This window comes from Pseudoalteromonas sp. 1CM17D, from assembly GCF_023161805.1.
Taxonomy (GTDB): domain Bacteria; phylum Pseudomonadota; class Gammaproteobacteria; order Enterobacterales; family Alteromonadaceae; genus Pseudoalteromonas; species Pseudoalteromonas atlantica.
Window position 1 is genome coordinate 141,842 of record NZ_JALNTP010000010.1, and the last position, 21,508, is coordinate 163,349.

The 21,508-nt window shown below is 41.1% G+C and carries 19 protein-coding genes; 8 read left to right on the forward strand and 11 right to left on the reverse strand.

Going from position 1 to position 21,508, the window contains the following annotated elements; genetic code table 11:
• Positions 1–144 precede the first annotated feature (144 nt).
• Entirely contained in the window at positions 145–1,011 is an 867-nt protein-coding gene (locus tag MSC25_RS16695) for a cation diffusion facilitator family transporter (RefSeq protein WP_084554422.1), read from the forward strand.
• On the opposite strand, the gene MSC25_RS16700 is transcribed toward MSC25_RS16695, so the two are convergent.
• Genes MSC25_RS16700 through MSC25_RS16710 form a run of 3 tightly spaced genes read right to left on the reverse strand, consistent with a single transcriptional unit; the run spans position 971 to position 4,003 of the window.
• The gene (locus MSC25_RS16700; RefSeq protein WP_055252664.1) at positions 971–1,918 is read right to left on the reverse strand and encodes an alpha/beta fold hydrolase; all 948 of its coding nucleotides are present in this window, start codon (positions 1,916–1,918) and stop codon (positions 971–973) included. The genes MSC25_RS16695 and MSC25_RS16700 overlap by 41 nt on opposite strands.
• A 2-nt stretch (positions 1,919–1,920) precedes the next feature.
• Positions 1,921–3,336 (reverse strand): ATP-binding protein, encoded by a 1,416-nt coding sequence (locus tag MSC25_RS16705; protein ID WP_154945868.1) that lies wholly within the window; start codon positions 3,334–3,336, stop codon positions 1,921–1,923.
• Positions 3,314–4,003 (reverse strand): response regulator, encoded by a 690-nt coding sequence (locus tag MSC25_RS16710; protein ID WP_248443998.1) that lies wholly within the window; start codon positions 4,001–4,003, stop codon positions 3,314–3,316. The genes MSC25_RS16705 and MSC25_RS16710 overlap by 23 nt, the downstream gene beginning before the upstream one ends.
• Positions 4,004–4,178: 175 nt before the next feature.
• Between MSC25_RS16710 and MSC25_RS16715 the strand changes: the two genes are divergently transcribed.
• The gene (locus tag MSC25_RS16715) at positions 4,179–4,670 is read left to right on the forward strand and encodes a Spy/CpxP family protein refolding chaperone (protein ID WP_004588607.1); all 492 of its coding nucleotides are present in this window, start codon (positions 4,179–4,181) and stop codon (positions 4,668–4,670) included.
• A 67-nt stretch (positions 4,671–4,737) separates the two neighbouring features.
• Here the strand turns inward: MSC25_RS16715 and yacG are convergent, their stop codons facing one another.
• The 8 genes from yacG to nadC form a co-directional block, all read right to left on the reverse strand.
• Positions 4,738–4,968, reverse strand: coding sequence for a DNA gyrase inhibitor YacG (gene yacG, locus MSC25_RS16720; protein WP_024031401.1), 231 nt, complete (start codon positions 4,966–4,968; stop codon positions 4,738–4,740).
• Between the two features lie 47 nt (positions 4,969–5,015).
• Positions 5,016–6,692 carry a type IV-A pilus assembly ATPase PilB gene (gene pilB / locus MSC25_RS16725; protein ID WP_126008292.1) on the reverse strand — a complete coding sequence of 559 codons (1,677 nt, stop codon included), beginning with the start codon at positions 6,690–6,692 and terminating at the stop codon, positions 5,016–5,018.
• Positions 6,693–6,838: 146 nt separating this feature from the next.
• Positions 6,839–7,459 (reverse strand): dephospho-CoA kinase, encoded by a 621-nt coding sequence (gene coaE, locus MSC25_RS16730; protein ID WP_004588604.1) that lies wholly within the window; start codon positions 7,457–7,459, stop codon positions 6,839–6,841.
• A gap of 1 nt (position 7,460) precedes the next feature.
• Positions 7,461–8,351 (reverse strand): A24 family peptidase, encoded by an 891-nt coding sequence (locus MSC25_RS16735; RefSeq protein WP_248443999.1) that lies wholly within the window; start codon positions 8,349–8,351, stop codon positions 7,461–7,463.
• 14 nt (positions 8,352–8,365) lie between these two features.
• Positions 8,366–9,595 (reverse strand): type II secretion system F family protein, encoded by a 1,230-nt coding sequence (locus MSC25_RS16740; RefSeq protein ID WP_248444000.1) that lies wholly within the window; start codon positions 9,593–9,595, stop codon positions 8,366–8,368.
• An 11-nt stretch (positions 9,596–9,606) separates the two neighbouring features.
• On the reverse strand, positions 9,607–10,347 hold the full coding sequence (locus tag MSC25_RS16745; protein ID WP_248444001.1) for a hypothetical protein: 741 nt from the start codon (positions 10,345–10,347) through the stop codon (positions 9,607–9,609).
• Positions 10,348–10,398: 51 nt separating this feature from the next.
• Positions 10,399–10,908: a pilin gene (locus MSC25_RS16750; RefSeq protein ID WP_282448147.1), complete on the reverse strand. Its 510-nt coding sequence runs from the start codon at positions 10,906–10,908 to the stop codon at positions 10,399–10,401.
• A 469-nt stretch (positions 10,909–11,377) separates the two neighbouring features.
• Positions 11,378–12,229, reverse strand: a complete 852-nt coding sequence (nadC, locus tag MSC25_RS16760) for a carboxylating nicotinate-nucleotide diphosphorylase (protein WP_248444002.1) — start codon at positions 12,227–12,229, stop codon at positions 11,378–11,380.
• A 215-nt stretch (positions 12,230–12,444) separates the two neighbouring features.
• On the opposite strand from nadC, the gene ampD reads away from it, so the two are divergent.
• The 6 genes from ampD to lpdA all read left to right on the forward strand — a co-directional run bounded on the left by ampD (position 12,445) and on the right by lpdA (position 21,296).
• Positions 12,445–12,999 (forward strand): 1,6-anhydro-N-acetylmuramyl-L-alanine amidase AmpD, encoded by a 555-nt coding sequence (gene ampD, locus MSC25_RS16765; RefSeq protein WP_248444003.1) that lies wholly within the window; start codon positions 12,445–12,447, stop codon positions 12,997–12,999.
• 13 nt (positions 13,000–13,012) lie between these two features.
• Entirely contained in the window at positions 13,013–13,864 is an 852-nt protein-coding gene (gene ampE, locus MSC25_RS16770) for a beta-lactamase regulator AmpE (protein WP_248444004.1), read from the forward strand.
• Between the two features lie 404 nt (positions 13,865–14,268).
• Entirely contained in the window at positions 14,269–15,018 is a 750-nt protein-coding gene (pdhR, locus tag MSC25_RS16775; protein ID WP_004588597.1) for a pyruvate dehydrogenase complex transcriptional repressor PdhR, read from the forward strand.
• Positions 15,019–15,108: 90 nt separating this feature from the next.
• The gene (gene aceE / locus MSC25_RS16780) at positions 15,109–17,775 is read left to right on the forward strand and encodes a pyruvate dehydrogenase (acetyl-transferring), homodimeric type (RefSeq protein WP_024031395.1); all 2,667 of its coding nucleotides are present in this window, start codon (positions 15,109–15,111) and stop codon (positions 17,773–17,775) included.
• 10 nt (positions 17,776–17,785) lie between these two features.
• The gene (gene aceF / locus MSC25_RS16785; RefSeq protein WP_248444005.1) at positions 17,786–19,693 is read left to right on the forward strand and encodes a pyruvate dehydrogenase complex dihydrolipoyllysine-residue acetyltransferase; all 1,908 of its coding nucleotides are present in this window, start codon (positions 17,786–17,788) and stop codon (positions 19,691–19,693) included.
• Positions 19,694–19,868: 175 nt separating this feature from the next.
• Positions 19,869–21,296: a dihydrolipoyl dehydrogenase gene (lpdA, locus tag MSC25_RS16790; RefSeq protein WP_029773352.1), complete on the forward strand. Its 1,428-nt coding sequence runs from the start codon at positions 19,869–19,871 to the stop codon at positions 21,294–21,296.
• Positions 21,297–21,508 lie beyond the last annotated feature (212 nt).

Below are 21,508 nucleotides of genomic sequence, written 5' to 3' on the forward strand. Positions count from 1 at the left end.
TAATCTATAATTTGACGAGTGGCAGTATACACGAAACCGGTAAAAAAAATGATATACTCGCGCCATTGAATACCGCAAGTAGTGAATATTAACGTGCATCACCGTAGTTACGAATTTTGGGTTAAAACATCAAGCATAGTTACCATGGTTATGGTTAGCTTAATGATAGCCGCTAAAACCTGGGCGTGGTTGGCATCGGGTTCAGCTTCTATGCTTGGCTCATTAACCGACTCATTAATGGATATTACCGCCACGGCCATGAGCTTTTTAGTGCTAGGGTATGCACTGCGCCCAGCAGATGACGATCACCGTTTTGGCCATGGCAAAGCAGAAGCCCTAGCCGGACTTGGTCAGGCTGCGTTTATAGCAGGGTCGGGGTGCTTATTGGCGTTTCACGGTATTGAGCGATTATTTAACCCAATTGTGCTTAGTCATTCACTGTTGGGTGTGTGGGTGAGTATATTTGCTATTGCTTGTACGTTAGTGATTGTGTTTTTTCAGATCAAAGTGGTTAAGCATACCGAATCCATCGCTATTAAAGCAGACTCGGTGCATTACAAAGGGGATTTAATTTTAAATGCCGCGGTATTACTTGCTATTTTGCTCTCGTACTATGGGGTGTTATACGCAGATCCGCTGTTTGCTATAGGCGTTGCCGGTTACTTACTTTATAACAGTTGGGATATTGCGTGTGAGAGTGCCGATCATCTTATGGATAAAGAACTCCCAGATGATGAAAAGCAAAGTATTTTAGATATTGCTAACGCACATAAAGATGTACACGGTGTACATGATATTCGCACTCGCCAAGGCGGTAAAATTAAGTTTATGCAAATGCACTTAGAGCTTGATGATCATTTAAGTTTAATACGTGCCCACAATGTGGCTGACGATGTAGAAAAGGCGCTTGCCGAGCGCTTTGACTCTGAGGTTGATATTTTAATTCATCTAGATCCGCTTTCGGTGGTACCTAAGTATCAAACGAAGAACAAAACTGATACAAGCGCATAAGCACAGGTTTTCTAATTTCGTCGCGTTCAAACAATAGCTCGTGCTTAGCCCCTGCAAAGCTTTTCAGCTCGGCGTTAGGGAGCCTATTTACGAGCTTTTGTTGCGCGTTGTTATCAACCACTTCATCGTTTTGTGCGCTGGCAATAAAAATAGGGAGGTTGATTGTGTGGGTATCCACGGCAGACATAAAAGCAAAGCTTGCATTTAACCAGCCATATGTAACGCCGCCTAACTGTAAAAGTGGCTGTTGTTGATAAGTGAGCCTAAAGAGGTTGTACCGCACTTGGCTGCTGGTTAAGGTATTAAGCGCAAATTCTTCTGGGTTGTAATCGTTTTGCCCTAGCGCATAACTGTAGCCAAAACCGAGCTTTGTGGCGGCGCGGGCTATAAATTTAGCTACCGGTTTAGGAATACCTTTAGTGTAAATATCAAACATGGGCGCAGATAAAAACGCACCGCTGAAAGTATGCGGGTAATTTGCAAAATAATCGTACGCTATAGCGCCGCCCATAGAGTGGGCTAATAATATTTTTTTGCCTTGCCAGTGTTTATTTACAATATGTTGGTTAAATAAATCTAAGTCGGCACTGTAGTCACTAAAGCGTTTTACATACCCTTTGTGCTTATTTTTTAACGGTCGATACGAGCGGCCTTGCCCTTGGTGGTCGGCTATAAATACCGCATAGTTATTCGTGTAAAGCTCCCACAGTAGCTCTTTGTATTTTTCAAGCCCTTCTATGCGCCCAGAGCTAATTACTATGGCAGTGTTAGCTGTTTCTGGCACTGCGTAAGCAAAAAACAGTTTACCTTCAGATGCATTAAAATAGTTTTTATTAAGTACATTTTCGTAAAAGTGATTAATGCGTGCTTGGTTACTTTCAAGCGCTGATTCGGTACTGTAAAACATGTTTACTCTTTAATTAGTGGCAGGGTGATATTGGCACAAAGCCCGCCTTTTTCTTTATTAGATAGCGCTAAACTACCGCCGTGGGCAATAATAGCATTTTTAGCGATAGCTAAGCCAAGCCCTGTGCCGCCACTTACTCTGTCGCGAGCATCAGATTGCCTAAAAAAGGGCTCACAAAGCTTGCTCAGTTGCTCATTTGGAACGCCAGGGCCATCGTCGCAAATCTCTATATAGATTTGGTTGTTATAGTGTACGTTAAAGCTAATGTTGCTGTGCGCGTATTTTATTGCGTTACGTAATAGGTTTTCGAGTGCGCTGGCAATTAATGATTCATCGCAGCTTAGCATTACATCGGCATTGCCACTAAAAGTAAGTGTTTTAGTATTTTGCTTGGCTTCAAACTGCGCATCGTTTAATACGTGCTCTACTATATCTTTTAACGATTGCTTTTGCTGTGACAGAGTTTGGCTTTGCGCTTCTAAACGCGACACTTGCAGCACGTCAGCAATCATTTTATCAAGCTGGTTTGCTTCTTTTTCTATACGTAATAAATACGATTGGCTTGCCTCGTTGGCTTGCATTTGTGCAAGGCCTGTTGCCATTTTTAAACGCGTAAGCGGGGAGCGTAACTCATGAGATATATCAGCCAGTAAGCGCTTTTGGGCACTAATAAGTTGCTCAAGCTGATTAGCCATGCTGTTAAAGTCGCGCCCAAGTACCCCTAACTCGTCTTTTCTGCTTGCAGGTATGGCAACTCGCGCTGACAAATCGCCAGATGAAAGTTTTATAGCTGCTTTTTTAAGGCTGTTAATTGGGGCGATTAAATTGCGGCTAAAAATAAAACTCAGGATTAAAGAGGCAAAAATAGCCACGAGTACTTTCATCCAATTCGGCATTAACTTGAAGCGCATGAGCAAAGGAGGTTGGTGGTTAATGTCTATTTCGTAGAGGTAAAACTGCCCCTCTGGCACACTAATATTAACAGGGCCGAAAGCTTGGTATTTTTCGGTAAAAATGACCTGTGGCGCCAAGTTTTGACTAAAGCTAAGTAAGTTTAAATCTATTTCAGCGGGGATCTCTTTATTGCTTAATGCGTCTTCGGGTTGTGCCGCGCCTAAAAATAAAATTTTTCGTTTTGAAAGCCTAGGGTGCGATAAAACATCAGCAAGGGTGCGTTTGTGTTTAGTGGCGCTTCGCTCAATGCTTTTGGCAGTATAAATTAGGTTTTTTTTCATTGGCCCCCGCAAAGGCTCGGTGCTTACTGCATTAATTGCCGTAATGTTGCTTAAAAATATAAGCGCAGCCACCGTGCCCGTTATTGTTAGCCAAAACCAAATAAATATTTTAAAAAATAAATAATGTCGAGGGTGCTTTAGCCATGCAAAGTAATGTTTGTTACTCACCTTGGATGAAGACATAACCTGTTCCTCGCATTGTTTTTATTCGCTCGCCTTGAATATGCTCAGCTATTTTTTTACGAATATTGCTAACGTGCATATCAATTGAGCGGTCGAACGAAGCTAAGCGCCTGCCTAGCACTTCTTCACTTATTTGCTCTTTACTGACAACTTCCCCGGCATTTTTAATTAATAACACCAGTACTTCGTACTCTGTGCCAGTAAGCGTGAGGGTGTGCTCGTTAATAGCGGCCTCTCGGGCTGCCAAATTAACCGTAATGCCATTTATATTCATTTTGCTAGGCGTTGCAACGTTTAGGCTATTTATGTGCTCTATACGGCGGGTAATGGCTTTTACTCGGGCAAGTAACTCGCGGTGATTAAAGGGTTTGGGTATGTAATCGTCTGCGCCAAGCTCTAAGCCAAAAATGCGATCAAAGTCTTCGCCTTTTGCAGTAAGCATAATAACCGGTGTTAGCTTTGTTTGCCTAAGTTGTTTAAGTACTTCAAAGCCATCAAGGGTGGGGAGCATGACATCAAGCAATATCAGCGCGTAGTCATTTGATAGAGCAAGCTTTAAACCTCGCTCGCCATCGTGAACGCTTTGTACGTCAAAACCTTGCGCGGCTAAATATTCAGTAAGTAGTTCGCACAAACCTGTGTCGTCATCAATCATTAATAGCTTCATTTCAAACCCTTAGGCAATTTCTATATGGTTATTTTACTTCTTAAATTGTGCAAAAGTGAATCTTTACACAACCTTTACACTGCTTTGCGTTACTTTGCGTTGCAAGAGGTATAGTTAACTCACTGGCTAAGCAGCCACAACCAAATTCAATCCATCCAATATTAAGGTGATGATTATGACTAAAGTAAATACACTTTCAAAATTAGTACTTATTTGTGGTCTAGCAACGGCTACACTTGGCGCCGGTAGCGTATTAGCAAAAGGCGGCATGCACGATAAGCAAGGCCATTCTCAAGCGCGTTTTTTATTATCTGAGCGCGGTGCCGACAAGCTTGATTTAACGCAAGAACAGCAAACTAAGCTTGAAGCTATTTTTGAAGCGCAAAAAACACAGATGAAAGCACTGCGCGGCGATGATAAAGAAGCCCGTAAAGCACAGCGTAAGGCTCAAAAAGAGAAAATGGATGCTCTACTTAGCGCACCAACATTTGACGAAAACGCTGCAAAAGAGCTATTAGCCGCACGCCACGAAAAAGGTACTGAGTTTGGCTTAATTAAGCTAAAAACACAGCATCAAGTAATGCAGGTACTTAACGCAGAGCAGCAAGAAAAGTTTGCAAAAATGCAAAAGCGTATGGGTAAAAAACACCGTAAGCAAAGAGACTAATTTATAGTTTAAACACTAAAAAGCCAGCTTAATGCTGGCTTTTGTCGTTTAAGAGGGTGAAAAACGCTTATTTAAAAAAGTCGTCATCGTTTTTAGCCATCATCTCTTCAATATCTTCAATCATATCTTGGCTAATTTGGTTAGCCGAGGTAATAGGCGTTGATATTTTATTGTTCTCAAAAGACCATTCACCTAAATCAATAAGCTGACAACGCTTAGAACAAAAAGGGCGATGTGGGCTTTGCTGTGACCATTCAACTTTGTTTTTACAGGTTGGACAGTTAACAATTGTTGGCATACTTTACTCTCTACAATGTGTTTTAGCCCTAATTAGGGCTATCACTTTTACATATTGGTTACGCGATTAATTTCAGCCAGAGACGTTAAACCATCGGCGGCTTTTCTTAAACCCGATAATCGCAAGTTATTAAACCCAGCTTGTAGCGATACCTCTGCGATTTCGAGCGAGTTGCCACCGCGCATAATAATTTGTGCAATTTCAGGGGTAATTTGCATTACTTCGTAAATGCCCACACGGCCTTTGTAACCATCGGTGCAATTTTCGCAGCCTTTGGGTGCGTATAGTGTCATATCTTCAATTTGTGTTGTGCTAAATCCTTGACGAGCCAATTCTTCTGCTGGCAGTGTTTCTGGAGTTTTACACTTAGGGCATAAACGCCTAGCTAAGCGCTGGGCAATAATCAAACTTATAGAGCTTGCCACGTTATACGCAGGCACGCCCATATTTAATAAACGCGTTATGGTTTCTGGCGCTGAGTTGGTATGTAGTGTTGATAACACTAAGTGACCTGTTTGCGCCGCTTTAATTGAAATTTCTGCGGTTTCTAGGTCACGTATTTCACCTACCATCACTACATCTGGATCTTGACGTAAAAATGCACGCAAGGCGTTAGCAAAGGTCATTTCGGCTTTCGGGTTAATTTGTACTTGGTTAACCCCTTCGAGGTTTATCTCAACCGGATCCTCGGCGGTACTAATGTTACGCTCCGGCTGGTTAAGTATATTTAAACCTGTATAAAGCGATACGGTTTTACCAGAGCCCGTTGGGCCGGTCACTAGTATCATGCCTTGTGGTTGCCCAAGCGCATCCATGTAGAGCTTTTTTTGATCCTCTTCGTAACCTAATACGTCAATACCTAGCATAGCGCTTGATGAATCAAGAATACGCATTACTATTTTTTCGCCCCATAACGTAGGCATAGTACTTACACGAAAATCGATGCTTTTACGCTCGGTAATTTTTAATTTAATACGGCCATCTTGTGGTTTACGTTTTTCAGCAATATCGAGCCTCGACATTACTTTGATACGCGCCGACAGTTTACTTGCTAAGGTATTGGGAGGGTTGGCAACTTCATGCAAAATGCCATCAATACGAAAGCGAATACGGTATTTGTGCTCGTAAGGTTCAAAGTGTAAATCAGAAGCGCCTTTTTTAATGGCATCCATTAATATTTTATTGATATAAACAATGATTGGCGCATCGTCTTTATCATCATCTTTAGGTGTGGTTTCTTTAGGGCCTTCATTATCTAAGTCGGCAAACTCTTTAAATTCATCGGCGCTTAAATCTAAGCTGCCTGCAGCATCAAGTAGTTGCTCAATTTTGCTATCCAGCTGAATATAGTCAACCACGACTATTTCGCACGATAAGCCGGTGCTAAATTCAAAGTTTTCAAAGGCACCGTAATCAGTCGGATCTGAGGCGGCAATGTATACTTTTCTGCCTTTTTGAACCAACGGTAAAATGTGGTGTTTACGTATTAGCTTTTCTTTAACTAAGTCTTCGGGGATTTGTGCAGGGTCGAAGTCTTTTAAATCAAAATACGGTACGCGAAATAAGTCTATACATTGTTCAGCTAAATCGTTGCTGTCAATTTTTCCACATTTAGATATAAGCTCAGCGGTTGAGGCAAACTCTTGCTGTTTTGCTTTTACGGTATCGGCATCAATGCGGCCAAGCGTTATAAATTTTCTCAATAACGGTGAGTTAATATTCATTGCGCACCTATTTTAGTCCTTCAATAGTTAACAATTTATCAGAAAAAAGCAGGTGATTAAATTCGCTGTGCTTATCAACACCTTTTTTGCTAACCAAATTACGAGTTTATGTTGTTATGACCGCATTAAGGGGCATTAGTTGTATTTTATACTGCATATTGTAGGTAATTTTTATGAAGAACAACAAGTTCTGCATGAACAAGTGATAAATCGCGGTCATTATTTAGAATATCATCGGCTTTTTGTTGTTTTTCTTCCCGTGGCATTTGTGACGCTATAATGCTATTTACCTGCTCAAGGCTAATATTGTCGCGTTTTATAGTACGTTCAATCTGCACAGGCTGTGGTACATCAATTAATAAAGTACGGTTGCAGTATTTGTTAAGTTTATTTTCAAACAATAATGGTGCAACCAATACAACATAAGCACTGCTTGCATTATTTAAATCGGTGAGTATTTTCTCCCTAATAAGCGGGTGTAATAGTGCGTTAAGCCACTCTTTATCATCATTGTTGGTAAATATTTTAGTGCGCAGCGCTGCTCTGTTTAATGTACCATCGGGCAGTAAAATACCCTCGCCAAAGTGTTCAATGATTGCATTTAGCCCTGTGCTATTAGGCGCTACCACTTGGCGGGCAATAATGTCCGCATCAACAACGCAAATACCCAGTTCTTCAAACATATTACTAACAGCCGTTTTACCGCAGCCAATACCACCTGTTAAACCCAATACCCAATTGTTTATTTTAGTTGCTGGCTTATTCATACTAATAACCAATTAAATTAAAATACGCAGCTTGAATTTGAGCGCCCCACAGCAGTGTTATCCAACCCGCGATAGCTAAGTAGGGGCCAAATGGAATAGGGGTTGCTTTGTCTTTACCTTGAATACTTAAAAGGGCAATACCAATAATGGCGCCCACCACACTTGAAAGCAAAATAATGGTTAATAGTGACTGCCACCCAAGCAGTGCGCCAAATACGGCCAGTAACTTAAAATCGCCATAGCCCATGCCTTCCTTGCCGGTTAATAGCTTAAATAACCAAAATACACTCCACAGGCTTAAATAGCCGCATGCGGCACCCACTATTGCTTCGCTTGGGCTTATTGTTAAACCCATTACAGCGGCTATAAGTGCAAGCCATACTAAAGGTAAAGTGAGCTGGTCGGGCAATAGCATATGGTCAATATCAATAAAGGTGAGCGCCACTAAAATCCAGGTAACAAAAATATATAAAAGGGCGTGCTCAGTAGCCCCAAAACTGTAGGCAATAACTAAACTTAATAGCGCGGTAATGGCTTCAACTATTGGGTAACGCGCTGATATTGGGTTACTGCAATTAGCACAATTACCTTTAAGCATAATCCAACTAATTATAGGAATATTTTGCCAAGGCTTAATCGCGGTTTTGCATTTAGGGCAGGTAGAATTAGGTTTTACTAAATTAAATGGCTCACTGTTACTGGCTTGTGTAGGTTTGGCTGTTAGTTCATCTTCTAATAATAATCTACATTCACTTTGCCATTCTCGCTGCATCATTAACGGCAGTCGATAAATAACTACATTTAAAAAACTACCTACACATAAACTGACTAAGCCAACCGTGGTTAAATAAAACCACAATTGGCTTTGCATTACTTCAATAATACTTTGCATATAAAACTCTACAACTAAACAACAGAACCTAACTCAAATATAGGTAAATACATAGCAATAATTAAACCACCGACAAGTACACCTAATACAGCCATTATTAATGGCTCGAGTAAACTAGACAATCCGTCAACAGCATCATCCACCTCTTGCTCATAAATAGTCGCTACTTTAGCAAGCATACCATCTAACGAGCCTGATTCCTCACCAATAGCTACCATTTGAATAACCATATCAGGAAATATTTTAGAGTTACGCATCGCCCAGTTCATTTGGTTACCCGAGCTCACCTCTGCTTTAATATCTAAAATAGCATAGCGATACACAGCATTACCGGATGCACCTGCTGCAGAATCTAGCGCATCAACAAGGGGTACACCCGCAGCAAAGGTGGTCGAAAGCGTACGAGCATATCGTGCAACAGCGGCTTTATTTAAAATCATACCAATTACAGGGAGTTTTAATATAGCTCTGTCGGTTGCGTCTCTTAGTTTTAAACTTCTAAGGCTAGCCTCTTTAAATAACCAACCGGCAGCAACCACTGTAATTAGAGCAACCCACCAGTACTCTTGCATAAATTCAGAAATACCAATAACAAATAAAGTAAATGCAGGCAACTGCGCCCCAAAGCCATTAAAAATATCTTGAAACTGTGGCACTACAAATATAAGTAGTATTGAGGTAACTATGAGAGCAACCACTAAAACCGCGATAGGATAAAACATGGCTTTTTTAATTTTTGACTTAAGCGCTTCTGATTTTTCTTTGTAAAGGGCAACACGGTCGAAAATTTTATCAAGCGCACCCGACTGCTCACCCGATGCCACTAAATCACAATACAAATCATCAAAATAACGAGGGTGTTTTCTTAGTGCTTGGTTAAGCGGCTGACCTGCTTTAACTTCATCGCCAATGTCCTTCATTAGCTTAGCAACACTTTTGTTGGTGGAGCCTGAACCAATCATTTCGATCGCTTGAATAAGTGGGACGCCCGCCATCAGCATAGTCGCAATCTGTCGGGTAACTAAAGCAATATCTTTTGGTGTTACTTTTTGTTTATTTTCAATTCCAAATAGTGGTTTTGGTTTACGCTTAACTTTTATAGGGGTTATACCTTGTTTGCGAAGCTGCGCTTTAACAAGTGCGATACTATTTCCAGCAAGCTCGCCTTCTAGACGCTTACCTCTAGAGTTTACGCCGACCCAAAGAAAGGTATCTAACTCCTTTTGATTTGATTTTTTACTCATAATTTACCCTTCTAGGATTCCCACCCATCAACATTGGCGTAGCCTATAATAGTTGCGTCATGTAAGCTTATAATAACAATCCATTCATCACTGAGATAACTGACTAAAGGATAATACGCCAGCGTATTTATATCTACTTTCCCGAATAATTCTATAATTTTATTGAGCTTCTTGTTACTTAATGCTGCCAAACTTCTGCTATTTTTGATTATGTCTATTTTTGAGTTTTCGTATGGAATTAACCTCTCTTTTTTAAAAGATGGATAAATACCATTTATTGAATCCCTTATACTCTTTAACAACCTAATGTCGTTCGATGGATATTTTTCAGTACTGTAAAGTGTAGGCCCTCTAAATAAGTTATATTTCCTTTTTTCATTCCCCCAAATAATATCAATGGGTCTTACAATTCTAAAGCGGTCAAACTCATAAGCAATGTACATTGGTTTTGCCTCATATAAAGTTTTAATACCGACAATGGCAGCGGATGCTTGCAAAGAAAAGAACAGACAATAGATAAAAAGGACTTCTTTCTTACTATTATTCCTCCCTATAGAAAGTAGCAAAATCAAGGTTATGATTAGGCCAAGCTCAACTGATATTAAAATAGTAAAAATCTCAGTTCCGGCTAAAATTTTTGAAAACTCAGATGGGTACCAGGTTGGTATTATAATATAGTATATAAGTGTTATGAGCAGTAGCGATAAGGAAATATGTAGAGTAATTATTTTTTGCAGTGATTTTATCTTCATTTTTTTAGTGTAATTAAGAAGGGCATAAAATACATGCCCTTCCTAAAATCATTATTTACATTCAGATGGAGCGAAGCGCGCTTCTAAACTTCCCGCAACAGCGCCATCGTAATCTGCTACATTTGCACCGGCGGCAGCACAGCGCCAATTCACTGCATCACTAGGAGGTGTGAATGCTGCAGTCCCATCAGGTAGTGCAGTTCCGATAGGAGCATTTGGCGTGATGATAACTGTTCCACCACCAGCAGCAGCAGTAGTAGTGACTGTAATTACACCAGTAGCAGCTGCAACTGCTACACTTTGTGTATTGGCTGTGGCGGTTGGCGCATTATAGCCTGTAGCATAACCTGTTGCTGCGCCTCGAGGGTTACCAGATGCTAATACATCTTGAACATTTACTTTTGCAGCTGATGCTAAACCTAGACCTTCGGCGACGCGAGCACGTACCGTATAATCTTGATACGCAGGCAACGCTACTGCAGCAAGAATACCGATAATTGCTACTACAATCATTAATTCGATTAGGGTGAAACCCTGTTGTTTTTGAGTCATTGTTTTCATGTTTCCTCTCCTAAAGGATAATGTTTTGTAAGGTAGCCAGGTTAGTGGCGAAAGTGCCAAGCTTAATTTACCTGATTAACTTTACAGATTTACTTAAAAATAAATTTTCACGTACTTTTAGCCTTAGGTATGAAACACAAAAGCTAAATGTGAGTTCATTATGTTGCAACTTGCACAGACTACCTAAACACAAAGTAGACTAAATATAGGAAACATACTGACCATTTGCTTTAATCTTTTAGGTATTTTTTGAAGATTAAAACAAAAAGCAGTTACTTATTACTATATTTTTCAAGGAAGTAATACAACTGGGTTAGTGTAACACTTTTTTTATGCTTAAAGCACACATATTTTTCTAAAAAGGATACTTTATTTAACAAAATGTTACAAAGTAGCTCTTTTGGCTTATTTAAAGCCTTTTTTCTTAGATTGTCAATTGATTAGCTATAGTAAAGTGAAATTTACTGCTTTAAAATTGCTCAAAACGCATCGATAAATCGATTGATTGTAAATTTTTTGTAAGTGCACCGCTGGATATAAAGTCGACACCAGCCTGCGAGTAAGTTTTAAGCGTTTCTAGCGTCATATTGCCAGAAACCTCTAATTTAGCGCGCTTATTAGTAGTGACCACAGCTTGCTGAATTTGTTCAACGCTAAAATTGTCGAGCATGATTATATCGGCGCCTGCATTAATGGCTTGCTCAAGTTCATTTAACGATTCAACCTCTACTTCTACGGGTTTTGTAGGGTGGTTTTGCTTGGCTTGTGCGACTGCTTTATCAATTCCGCCACACGCTGCTATGTGGTTTTCTTTAATTAAAAACGCATCAAATAAGCCTATACGGTGATTTGCACCGCCGCCGCATTTAACAGCGTATTTTTGAAGTAGCCTGAGTCCTGGTATTGTTTTACGGGTATCGAGCAGCTGGGTTGTGGTGCCGCTAAGCTCTTTTACATAATTTGCAGTTGTGGTTGCGGTACCCGAAAGCGTTTGTACAAAGTTAAGCGCGGTACGCTCTGCAGTTAAAATAGCGCGGGCAGAACCTTTAGCTGTAAATAAGGTGCTATTTGCTGGCACAAAGTCGCCATCATTTACTAATACGTTTACTTCAACGCTTGGATCTACTTGCTTAAACACTTCTATAATGATGTCTTTACCGCAAAAAACGCAATCTTCGCGGGTAATTACTTTAGCATTTGCGTGCTCGTTTTGTGGAATAAGCTGCGCGGTAATGTCGCCGTCTTGTGCTGATTGATAATTTAGATCTTCATCTAAGGCGAGGGTGACAAGTTGAGTAATAAGCGTGTGCGAAATTGACATATGAAGGCTCATAAGTGTTAATAAATTAAGCAAATTTTACTATGTTTAAATAACTAATAGAAGCGCTTTTAAATGAGCGGGGTTTATTACACCTATATATATAGCATGGCTACTAAAAGTAATGCTACCTGCTGAATGTTAGCTAACCGCAATGGCTATCATTCTTTATATAAATCCTTTAGCATCAAGTTTATGTATACCGTGGTATTAAAATAATGCAGATAGATTCAAGCGGAGTTGTCGCTAATATAACGCAGCGGCCCTGTACGCATTTTGATGAGCGCCCTGAAAATACCAATATTTCGCTGTTGGTAATTCATAATATTTCCTTGCCGGCTGGGCAATTTGGCACCGAATACGTTGATGCACTGTTTATGGGTGAGATTAACTGTAATGCGCACCCCAGTTTTTGTGATTTAAATGGGCTTAGAGTGTCAGCCCACTGTTTTATAAAACGTACTGGCGAGATTATTCAATATGTGCCATTTAATAAACGCGCGTGGCATGCCGGGCAATCTGAATATGAAGGGCAAAGCGCATGTAATAACTTTAGTATAGGTATTGAGCTTGAAGGTACAGATACCACACCTTACACTCAGACGCAGTACACCAGCTTACATAATCTAACAAAGGCAATTATGACCCGTTACCCGCTTATCACCACTAAGCGAGTTGTAGGACATTGCGATATAGCACCTGGGCGAAAAACCGACCCTGGGGAAAGTTTTAATTGGCCTGCTTATATAAGCAAGCTAGAACAAGCAAATTAAGTGAGTCGCTATCATGATTTTAGTTTCTATAATTATTGCACTAATACTTGAGCGTTTAGGTGCGCGCTCACAGTATTGGCAAATAAGCCATTACGTTAATGGTTATTTAAACCGCTCGGGTAAATTACTTGGTGAAAACGGATTGTTTGGCTCGGCGATTGGCTTTTTAATTTGGTTAGTTTTGCCGGTAGTGGCTGTTGCGCTTATATATGTACTCTCTGACTTTGTACTGTGGCAGTTAGCTATAAATGTTGCGGTTTTATTGGTTTGTTTTGGTTGTGCTAAGCACCGCGCTTTATATAAGTCGTATTTAAATGCACTAACGCGGGATGATAAAACCGCGGCCTCATTATACGCACTACAAATGGGGCAAAAACACCTAGAGGATGAAGAGGGCGGAGAAACATTTGGGCAAACCTTAGCGTGGATTAATTTTAGATTTTATTGCGCCGTTATTTTTTGGTTTGTAATGCTTGGTGCCCCAGGGGCCGTGATGTATGCAATAGTGCGTACGTTGGCCGATTTAGTTAAAGAAAACCATAAAGTGGTGTTTGCAAATCGCTTTACGCTGCTGCACAAATTATTATTTTGGCTAGATTGGCTACCAGCGCGTGTTGCAAGCTTTGGCTACTTAGTTATTGGTAACTTTAATAAAGGTACAAGCTGCTGGCTGCATTATGTATTGGATTTTAAAACGCCAAACCGCAAAGTAGTTACGTGTACAGCGCTTGCGGCTGAGCAAGTAGAGCAGCGTTATTACGGATGTGCTATTGAAGCCACTTGTATGATTAAATTAGTTAAACGCAACGTGCTTTTTTATTTAGTACTGATTGCACTGCTTACTTTATTTGGCGGTTTATCGTAGTCGCGATTTTACATCGCGCAATGTGTATCTCGCTTAGGGGGAGTATTGAGGTGAGGGTGTTAGTCGCGGGGTAAGCCCGCAGCAAAGGCCTTCTCCAATTCAAAAATTAATTTCTTCAATAAATTCAACTAGAGCGAATATTCTAATTCGCTCTGGTCAGACCAATTGTTTTCATCTTGTTAACGTTTGAATAAAACAACCTCAATTGTGCATTGTTTGAACTTCGTTCAAAATGCGTTACGCTACTCTAATTGCTCAAATAACCCGTAAATTGACAGTTATTTGCCTTTTTGATACCTTATTGAAAATTTTTGGTATGACCAATTTACCTTTTGGGTAAATCGTCAAGCTCTAGGCCTTAAAAATTAGGCTTTTTAGTATTTATGCAACGTGGACGTTGATTAATGTCTTTAAAGATTAAAGCAGCAAAATTATCTGATGTTATTTTACAGCAACTTGAGAATATGATTCTTGAGGGCTCATTAGCGCCAGGTGAAAAACTGCCGCCAGAGCGTGAACTTGCAAAACAGTTTGAGGTGTCTCGCCCCTCACTGCGTGAAGCTATCCAAAAGCTAGAAGCAAAAGGATTGGTCACTCGCAGGCAAGGCGGTGGCACGTTTGTAAAAAATCAGCTTGAAGAGGGGCTCACTGATCCGCTGTTTGATTTGATCAGTAAGCATCCTGAATCACAGTTCGATTTACTTGAATTTCGTCATGCACTTGAAGGGATTGCTGCATATTATGCGGCGCTTCGTGGTACCAGCACCGATTTTACCAAGGTTAAGCAAAGCTTTGATAAAATTGCTCAAGTTAATAACGATTTACAATTAAAAGCCAAAGCAATTAATGCGTTTCACTTTAGTGTAGCCGAAGCCTCACACAACGTGGTTTTACTTCACTTAGTGCGAGGCATGCAAGCGCTACTGGAGCAAAATGTATTGCAAAACTTAACGGTTTTATTAAAAAAACCAGATATTAGCAATCAATTAGCCCAGCACCGGCGCTTATTAATGGATGCCGTAATTGAGGGCAATCCAGAACAAGCCCGACTAGCAAGTAATGCCCATTTAGCCTTTATTGAAGAAGCATTACTTGAAGCGGGTAAAGAGCATTCGCGAATTGAACGTAGTTTAAGACGCACAAAACAAAATTAAGCTAATACGCTGTACTTAGAACACACTAAATTAGGTATACGTGGTATTAAATTAACAACATTCGTATTTTAAACATAAGGAAACCTCCATATGTCTGAAGTCAATAAAATTGACGTAGACGCGCTAGAAACACAAGAGTGGTTACAAGCTCTTGAATCAGTTGTGCGCGAAGAAGGTGTTGAACGAGCTCAGTATTTACTTGAGCAAGTGTTAGAGCAAGCCCGTTTAGACGGCGTTGATATGCCAACTGGCACAACAACTAACTACGTTAATACTATTCCAGTAGATCAAGAACCGGCGTACCCAGGGGATGTAAACCTTGAGCGTCGTATTCGTTCGATTATTCGTTGGAATGCAATCATGATTGTATTACGTGCATCGAAAAAAGATCTCGACTTAGGCGGCCATATGGCGTCTTACCAATCATCAGCTGCGTTTTATGAAGTGTGTTTTAACCACTTTTTCAAAGCGCCAAATGAGGTAGACGGCGGTGACTTAGTTTACTACCAAGGTCATATTTCTCCGGGTATTTATGCGCGTGCATTTGTTGAAGGTCGTCTTACGGCTGAGCAGCTTGATAACTTCCGTCAAGAAGTAGATGGTAAAGGTTTACCATCATACCCGCATCCTAAATTAATGCCTGAATTTTGGCAGTTCCCAACGGTATCTATGGGCTTAGGTCCAATTGCGTCTATTTACCAAGCACGCTTTTTAAAATACCTAGACGGCCGTGGCTTAAAAGACACTAAAAACCAACGTGTATACGCGTTTTTAGGTGACGGTGAAATGGATGAGCCAGAATCACGCGGCGCAATCTCTTTTGCTGCACGTGAAAAGCTAGACAACCTATGTTACTTAATTAACTGTAACTTACAGCGTTTAGATGGCCCAGTAATGGGTAATGGTAAAATTATTCAAGAACTAGAAGGCCTATTTAAAGGCGCTGGTTGGAACGTAATTAAAGTTGTATGGGGTAGCGGATGGGATATTCTGCTAGCTAAAGATACATCAGGTAAATTACTACAGTTGATGAACGAAACAATTGATGGTGATTACCAAACATATAAAGCGAAAGATGGCGCGTACGTACGTGAGCATTTCTTTGGCCGTTACCCAGAAACAGCTGCACTTGTTGCAGATATGACTGATGACGAAATTTTTGCGCTTAAGCGTGGTGGTCATGAGCCATCAAAACTTTATGCTGCATTTAAAAAGGCTGAGCAAACCAACGACCGTCCTACCGTAATTCTTGCTAAAACTGTAAAAGGTTACGGCATGGGTGAAGCGGCTGAAGGTAAAAACATTGCGCACCAAGTGAAAAAAATGGACATGAGCCATGTTGAACACTTACGTGACCGTTTAGGCCTACAAGATTTAGTATCAGAAGAGCAAATCAAAGATCTTCCATACTTAACGCTTGAAGAAGGTTCGGAAGAATACAAGTACTTACACGCACGCCGTGATGCACTTAAAGGTTACACACCTACACGTATTCCTAAGTTTACTGAAGAGCTAAAACTGCCAGAAGTAGACGCGTTTAAGCCGCTACTTGAAGAGCAAAAACGTGATATTTCTACCACAATGGGCTTTGTACGTGCACTTAACGTGTTACTAAAAGACAAAGGCATTGGCAAAAACATTGTGCCAATTATTGCTGATGAAGCGCGTACATTTGGTATGGAAGGTTTATTCCGTCAAATCGGTATTTACAATCCACATGGCCAAAACTACACCCCTCAAGACCGCGATATTGTTTCTTACTACAAAGAAGCTACATCAGGCCAAGTGCTACAAGAGGGTATTAACGAGCTAGGTGCAATGTCGTCATGGGTAGCTGCTGCAACATCTTACAGCACTAACGATTTACCTATGATCCCATTCTACATTTACTACTCTATGTTTGGTTTCCAGCGTGTTGGCGACATGGCATGGATGGCGGGTGACCAGCAAGCACGTGGTTTCTTATTAGGTGCAACAGCAGGTCGTACTACGCTAAATGGTGAAGGTCTACAGCACGAAGATGGTCACAGCCATATTCTTGCAAATACGGTTCCTAACTGTATTTCTTATGACCCAACGTACGCATTTGAAGTAGCGGTAATTATTCAAGATGGTATTCGTCGTATGTACGGTGAAAACCAAGAAAACATTTACTACTACCTAACGCTTATGAACGAAAACTACCATCAACCAGCAATGCCAGAAGGCGCTGAAGAAGGTATTCGTAAAGGTATTTACAAGCTTGAAAGCTACGAAGGTAAAAAAGCCAACGTACAGTTATTAAGCTCAGGTACTATTATGACTGAAGTACGCAAAGCTGCAGCCATTTTAAGCGAAGAGTACGGTATTGCTTCTGATGTTTATTCAGTAACATCATTCAATGAGCTTACCCGTGACGGTCAAGACGTTGAGCGTTTCAACATGCTTAACCCAGAAAGCGAGCAAAAAACGCCATACATCACTAGCGTATTAAACGACTCAGTGACTGTTGCTGCGACCGACTACATGAAAAACTACGCAGAGCAAGCGCGTTCATTTATTCCAAGCAGCAACTATAAAGTGCTTGGTACAGATGGTTACGGACGCTCTGATAGCCGTGAAAACTTACGTCGTCACTTTGAAGTTAATGCAAGCTACGTGGTTGTTGCTACGTTATCTGAACTTGCTAAACGTGGTGATGTTGAAAAGTCAGTGGTTGTTGAAGCAATTAAAAAGTTCGACATTGACACAAACAAACTAAATCCACTGTACGCATAAGAGGTTTGCAATGAGTATTGAAATTAATGTACCAGATATCGGTGGCGATGACGTAGAAGTAACCGAAATCTTAGTAAGCGTTGGCGACAAAGTAGATGTTGATCAATCGCTACTAACCGTTGAAGGCGATAAAGCATCAATGGAAGTACCTGCTGCGCAAGCAGGTACAGTCAAAGAAATTAAAGTAAGCGAAGGCGACACGGTAACAACAGGGTCGTTAATCATGATTTTTGAAGGCGAAGAGTCAGGCTCACAAAGTGAGCCAGAAGCGCCAGCTAAAGCTGATGCATCTGCACCTGCAGAAGCTTCAGGTTCTTCAACTAAAGAAGTAACTGTACCAGATATTGGTGACGACGAAGTTGAAGTAACAGAAATCATGGTCGCTGTTGGTGACAGCGTAGATGAAGAGCAGTCAATTTTAAGTGTTGAAGGCGATAAAGCATCTATGGAAGTACCAGCTCCTTTTGCCGGTACTGTAAAAGAAATTAAAGTAGCCGAAGGCGACAAAGTAAAAACAGGCTCTTTAGTGTTTGTTTTTGAAGTTGCTGGCTCAAGTGCACCTGCATCAGATGCGCCAAAGCAAGAATCTGCGCCAGCAGAGACTACTCAAAGCGCCGAGCCAAGCACAAAAGAAGTAAACGTACCTGATATTGGCGATGATGAAGTTGAAGTAACTGAAATCATGGTTGCTGTTGGCGATACGGTTGAAGAAGAGCAATCTATCTTAAACGTTGAAGGCGACAAAGCGGCTATGGAAGTACCAGCCCCGTTTGCTGGTACCGTTAAAGAAATTAAAGTGGCCGCTGGCGATAAAGTCAAAACTGGCTCACTTGTGTTTGTTTTTGAAGTTGCAGGCAGTGCGCCAGCAAAAGCAGCAGCCCCGGCTGAGCAAAAGCCAGCAGCACCTGCAAAAACCGAGTCTGCGCCAGCTCAAGCAGCACCTGCGGCTAAAGCAAGCAACGAAAGCTTTGAAAACAACAGCGCATATGCTCATGCATCGCCAGTTGTTCGCCGCTTAGCGCGTGAGTTTGGTATTAACTTAGCAAACGTTAAAGGCTCAGGGCGTAAAAACCGCGTAGTAAAAGAAGACGTGCAAAACTATGTTAAAAACCTAGTTAAGCAAGTTGAATCAGGCCAATTACCTGCTGGTAAAGGCAATGCGGGCGGTGGTGAGCTTGGCTTAATTCCGTGGCCGAAAGTAGATTTTGCTAAATTTGGTGAAATTGAAGAGAAAAAACTATCGCGTATTCAAAAGCTGTCGGGTAAAAACCTACACCGTAACTGGGTGCAAATCCCACATGTTACACAGTTTGACGAAGCTGATATCACCAGCCTTGAAGTGTTCCGTAAAGAACAAAACGTGTTAAGCGAGAAGAAAAAGCTCGGCGTTAAAATCACACCACTTGTGTTTGTGATGAAAGCGGTAGCGAAAGTACTTGCTGAGTTCCCAACGTTTAACTCGTCATTGTCTGAAGACGGTGAAAGCCTTATCCTTAAAAAGTACATCAATATTGGTGTTGCAGTAGATACGCCAAATGGCTTAGTTGTTCCAGTATTTAAAGATGTGGACAAAAAAGGCATTATTGAACTATCTCGCGAGCTGATGGATATTTCTAAAAAGGCGCGTGAAGGTAAGTTAACGTCATCTGATATGCAAGGCGGCTGTTTTACTATTTCAAGCTTAGGCGGTATTGGCGGTACGGCATTTACGCCGATTGTTAATGCACCAGAGGTTGCAATTTTAGGTGTATCTAAATCTGAAATGAAGCCTAAGTGGAATGGTAAAGACTTTGAACCAAAATTAATGGTTCCGCTATCTATGTCGTACGATCACCGTGTGATTGACGGTGCTCTAGCTGCACGCTTTACCGCAACGCTTGCTAGCTACATGAGCGACATACGTCAATTAGTGATGTAATCGCTACAATATGAACAAAATCAAATCCCAGCCAGTTGTTTTTAGCTGGGATTTTTACTATATGCAATGATACAATCTTTGCACTATTTGTGAATTGCTCTGATTTTCTGCCCATGCAGAAACATGGCAGTTAAATTTTAGGGCAGTGTCCCGTTCAAACAATTAAGGTAATAGCATGAGCAACGAATTAAAAACTCAAGTTGTTGTACTAGGCGGTGGTCCTGGTGGTTACTCTGCGGCTTTCCGCGCTGCTGACTTGGGCTTAGAAGTTACATTAGTAGAATCGCGTGAAACATTAGGCGGCGTATGTCTTAATGTTGGTTGTATTCCTTCAAAAGCACTTTTACACGTGGCTAAAGTGATTGATGACGCTGCAGAAATGTCATCTCACGGTGTTACTTTTGGCGCTCCGCAAATTGATTTAGACAAAATTCGCTCTTGGAAAGAGTCGGTTGTTGGCCAGCTTACAGGTGGCTTAGACGGCATGGCTAAGATGCGTAAAGTTAAAGTTGTACCAGGTTACGGTAAATTCACTGGCAGCAACACTTTAGACGTTGAAGGTGCTGACGGCACTACAACTATTACATTTGATAACGCAATCATTGCTGCGGGTTCTAAACCTGTTAGCTTACCGTTCATCCCAGAAGATGACCGTGTAATTGATTCAACTGGCGCATTAGAACTTAAAGACGTACCAGAGAAACTACTTGTTTTAGGTGGTGGTATTATCGGTCTTGAAATGGGTACGGTTTACCGCGCACTAGGTTCTGATATTGATGTAGTTGAATTTGCAGATCAGTTAGTTCCGGCTGCGGATAAAGATATCATCAAGATTTACCAAAAATACGTAAACAAAAAATTCAATGTTATGCTTTCTACTAAAGTTGTTGGCGTTGAAGCGAAAGATGATGGCTTATACGTTACTTTTGAAGGCAAAAACGCACCAGCTGAGCCAGTACGTTACGACAAAGTACTTGTTGCTGTAGGCCGTACGCCTAACGGTAACTTACTTGATGCTGATAAAGCAGGTGTTAATGTTGATGAGCGTGGCTTTATTAATGTTGATAAGCAATTACGTACTAACGTAGACCATATTTTTGCAATTGGTGATTTAGTTGGCCAACCTATGCTTGCGCATAAAGCGGTACACGAAGGCCATGTTGCTGCAGAAGTTATCTCTGGTCAGAAGCACTTCTTCGACCCTAAATGTATTCCTTCAATTGCCTACACTGATCCAGAAATCGCATGGGTAGGTGTGACTGAGAAAGAAGCAAAAGAGCAAGGCTTAAGCATTGAAACTGCGGTATTCCCGTGGGCTGCATCAGGTCGCGCAATTGCATCTGCTCGTACTGAAGGTTCTACTAAGCTTATCTTTGATAAAGACAGTGGCCGTGTAATCGGTGGTGCTATGGTGGGTATTAACGCAGGCGAAATGCTTGGCGAAATCGGCTTAGCAGTTGAAATGGGCGCAGACGGTGAAGACTTAGCGCTTACTATTCATGCTCACCCAACATTGAACGAGTCTATTGGCCTTGCAGCTGAGATTTTTGAAGGTTCAATCACTGATTTACCAAACAAAAAAGCGGTTAAAAAGAAGAAGTAAACTCTTTTAGTTAACTGTTTAAAAACCCAGGCCTCGGCTTGGGTTTTTTGTTTTTATAGCCGTCAGCCGTCAGCCGTCAGCCGTCAGTTTAAGACAAGCTCGTCTTGACACGTAAGTTAATATGAGCAAAATTTCTAGCTGATAGCTGATAGCTGATAGCTGATAGCTGATAGCTGATAGCTGATAGCTGATAGCTGATAGCTGATAGCTGA

Coding starts and splice junctions, on each gene's coding strand:
- MSC25_RS16695 (WP_084554422.1), top strand. CDS start 145: ATGGTTATGGTTAGCTTAATGATAGCCGCTAAAACCTGGGCGTGGTTG.
- MSC25_RS16700 (WP_055252664.1), bottom strand. CDS start 1,918: ATGTTTTACAGTACCGAATCAGCGCTTGAAAGTAACCAAGCACGCATT.
- MSC25_RS16705 (WP_154945868.1), bottom strand. CDS start 3,336: ATGTCTTCATCCAAGGTGAGTAACAAACATTACTTTGCATGGCTAAAG.
- MSC25_RS16710 (WP_248443998.1), bottom strand. CDS start 4,003: ATGAAGCTATTAATGATTGATGACGACACAGGTTTGTGCGAACTACTT.
- MSC25_RS16715 (WP_004588607.1), top strand. CDS start 4,179: ATGACTAAAGTAAATACACTTTCAAAATTAGTACTTATTTGTGGTCTA.
- yacG (WP_024031401.1), bottom strand. CDS start 4,968: ATGCCAACAATTGTTAACTGTCCAACCTGTAAAAACAAAGTTGAATGG.
- pilB (WP_126008292.1), bottom strand. CDS start 6,692: ATGAATATTAACTCACCGTTATTGAGAAAATTTATAACGCTTGGCCGC.
- coaE (WP_004588604.1), bottom strand. CDS start 7,459: ATGAATAAGCCAGCAACTAAAATAAACAATTGGGTATTGGGTTTAACA.
- MSC25_RS16735 (WP_248443999.1), bottom strand. CDS start 8,351: ATGCAAAGTATTATTGAAGTAATGCAAAGCCAATTGTGGTTTTATTTA.
- MSC25_RS16740 (WP_248444000.1), bottom strand. CDS start 9,595: ATGAGTAAAAAATCAAATCAAAAGGAGTTAGATACCTTTCTTTGGGTC.
- MSC25_RS16745 (WP_248444001.1), bottom strand. CDS start 10,347: ATGAAGATAAAATCACTGCAAAAAATAATTACTCTACATATTTCCTTA.
- MSC25_RS16750 (WP_282448147.1), bottom strand. CDS start 10,908: ATGAAAACAATGACTCAAAAACAACAGGGTTTCACCCTAATCGAATTA.
- nadC (WP_248444002.1), bottom strand. CDS start 12,229: ATGTCAATTTCGCACACGCTTATTACTCAACTTGTCACCCTCGCCTTA.
- ampD (WP_248444003.1), top strand. CDS start 12,445: ATGCAGATAGATTCAAGCGGAGTTGTCGCTAATATAACGCAGCGGCCC.
- ampE (WP_248444004.1), top strand. CDS start 13,013: ATGATTTTAGTTTCTATAATTATTGCACTAATACTTGAGCGTTTAGGT.
- pdhR (WP_004588597.1), top strand. CDS start 14,269: ATGTCTTTAAAGATTAAAGCAGCAAAATTATCTGATGTTATTTTACAG.
- aceE (WP_024031395.1), top strand. CDS start 15,109: ATGTCTGAAGTCAATAAAATTGACGTAGACGCGCTAGAAACACAAGAG.
- aceF (WP_248444005.1), top strand. CDS start 17,786: ATGAGTATTGAAATTAATGTACCAGATATCGGTGGCGATGACGTAGAA.
- lpdA (WP_029773352.1), top strand. CDS start 19,869: ATGAGCAACGAATTAAAAACTCAAGTTGTTGTACTAGGCGGTGGTCCT.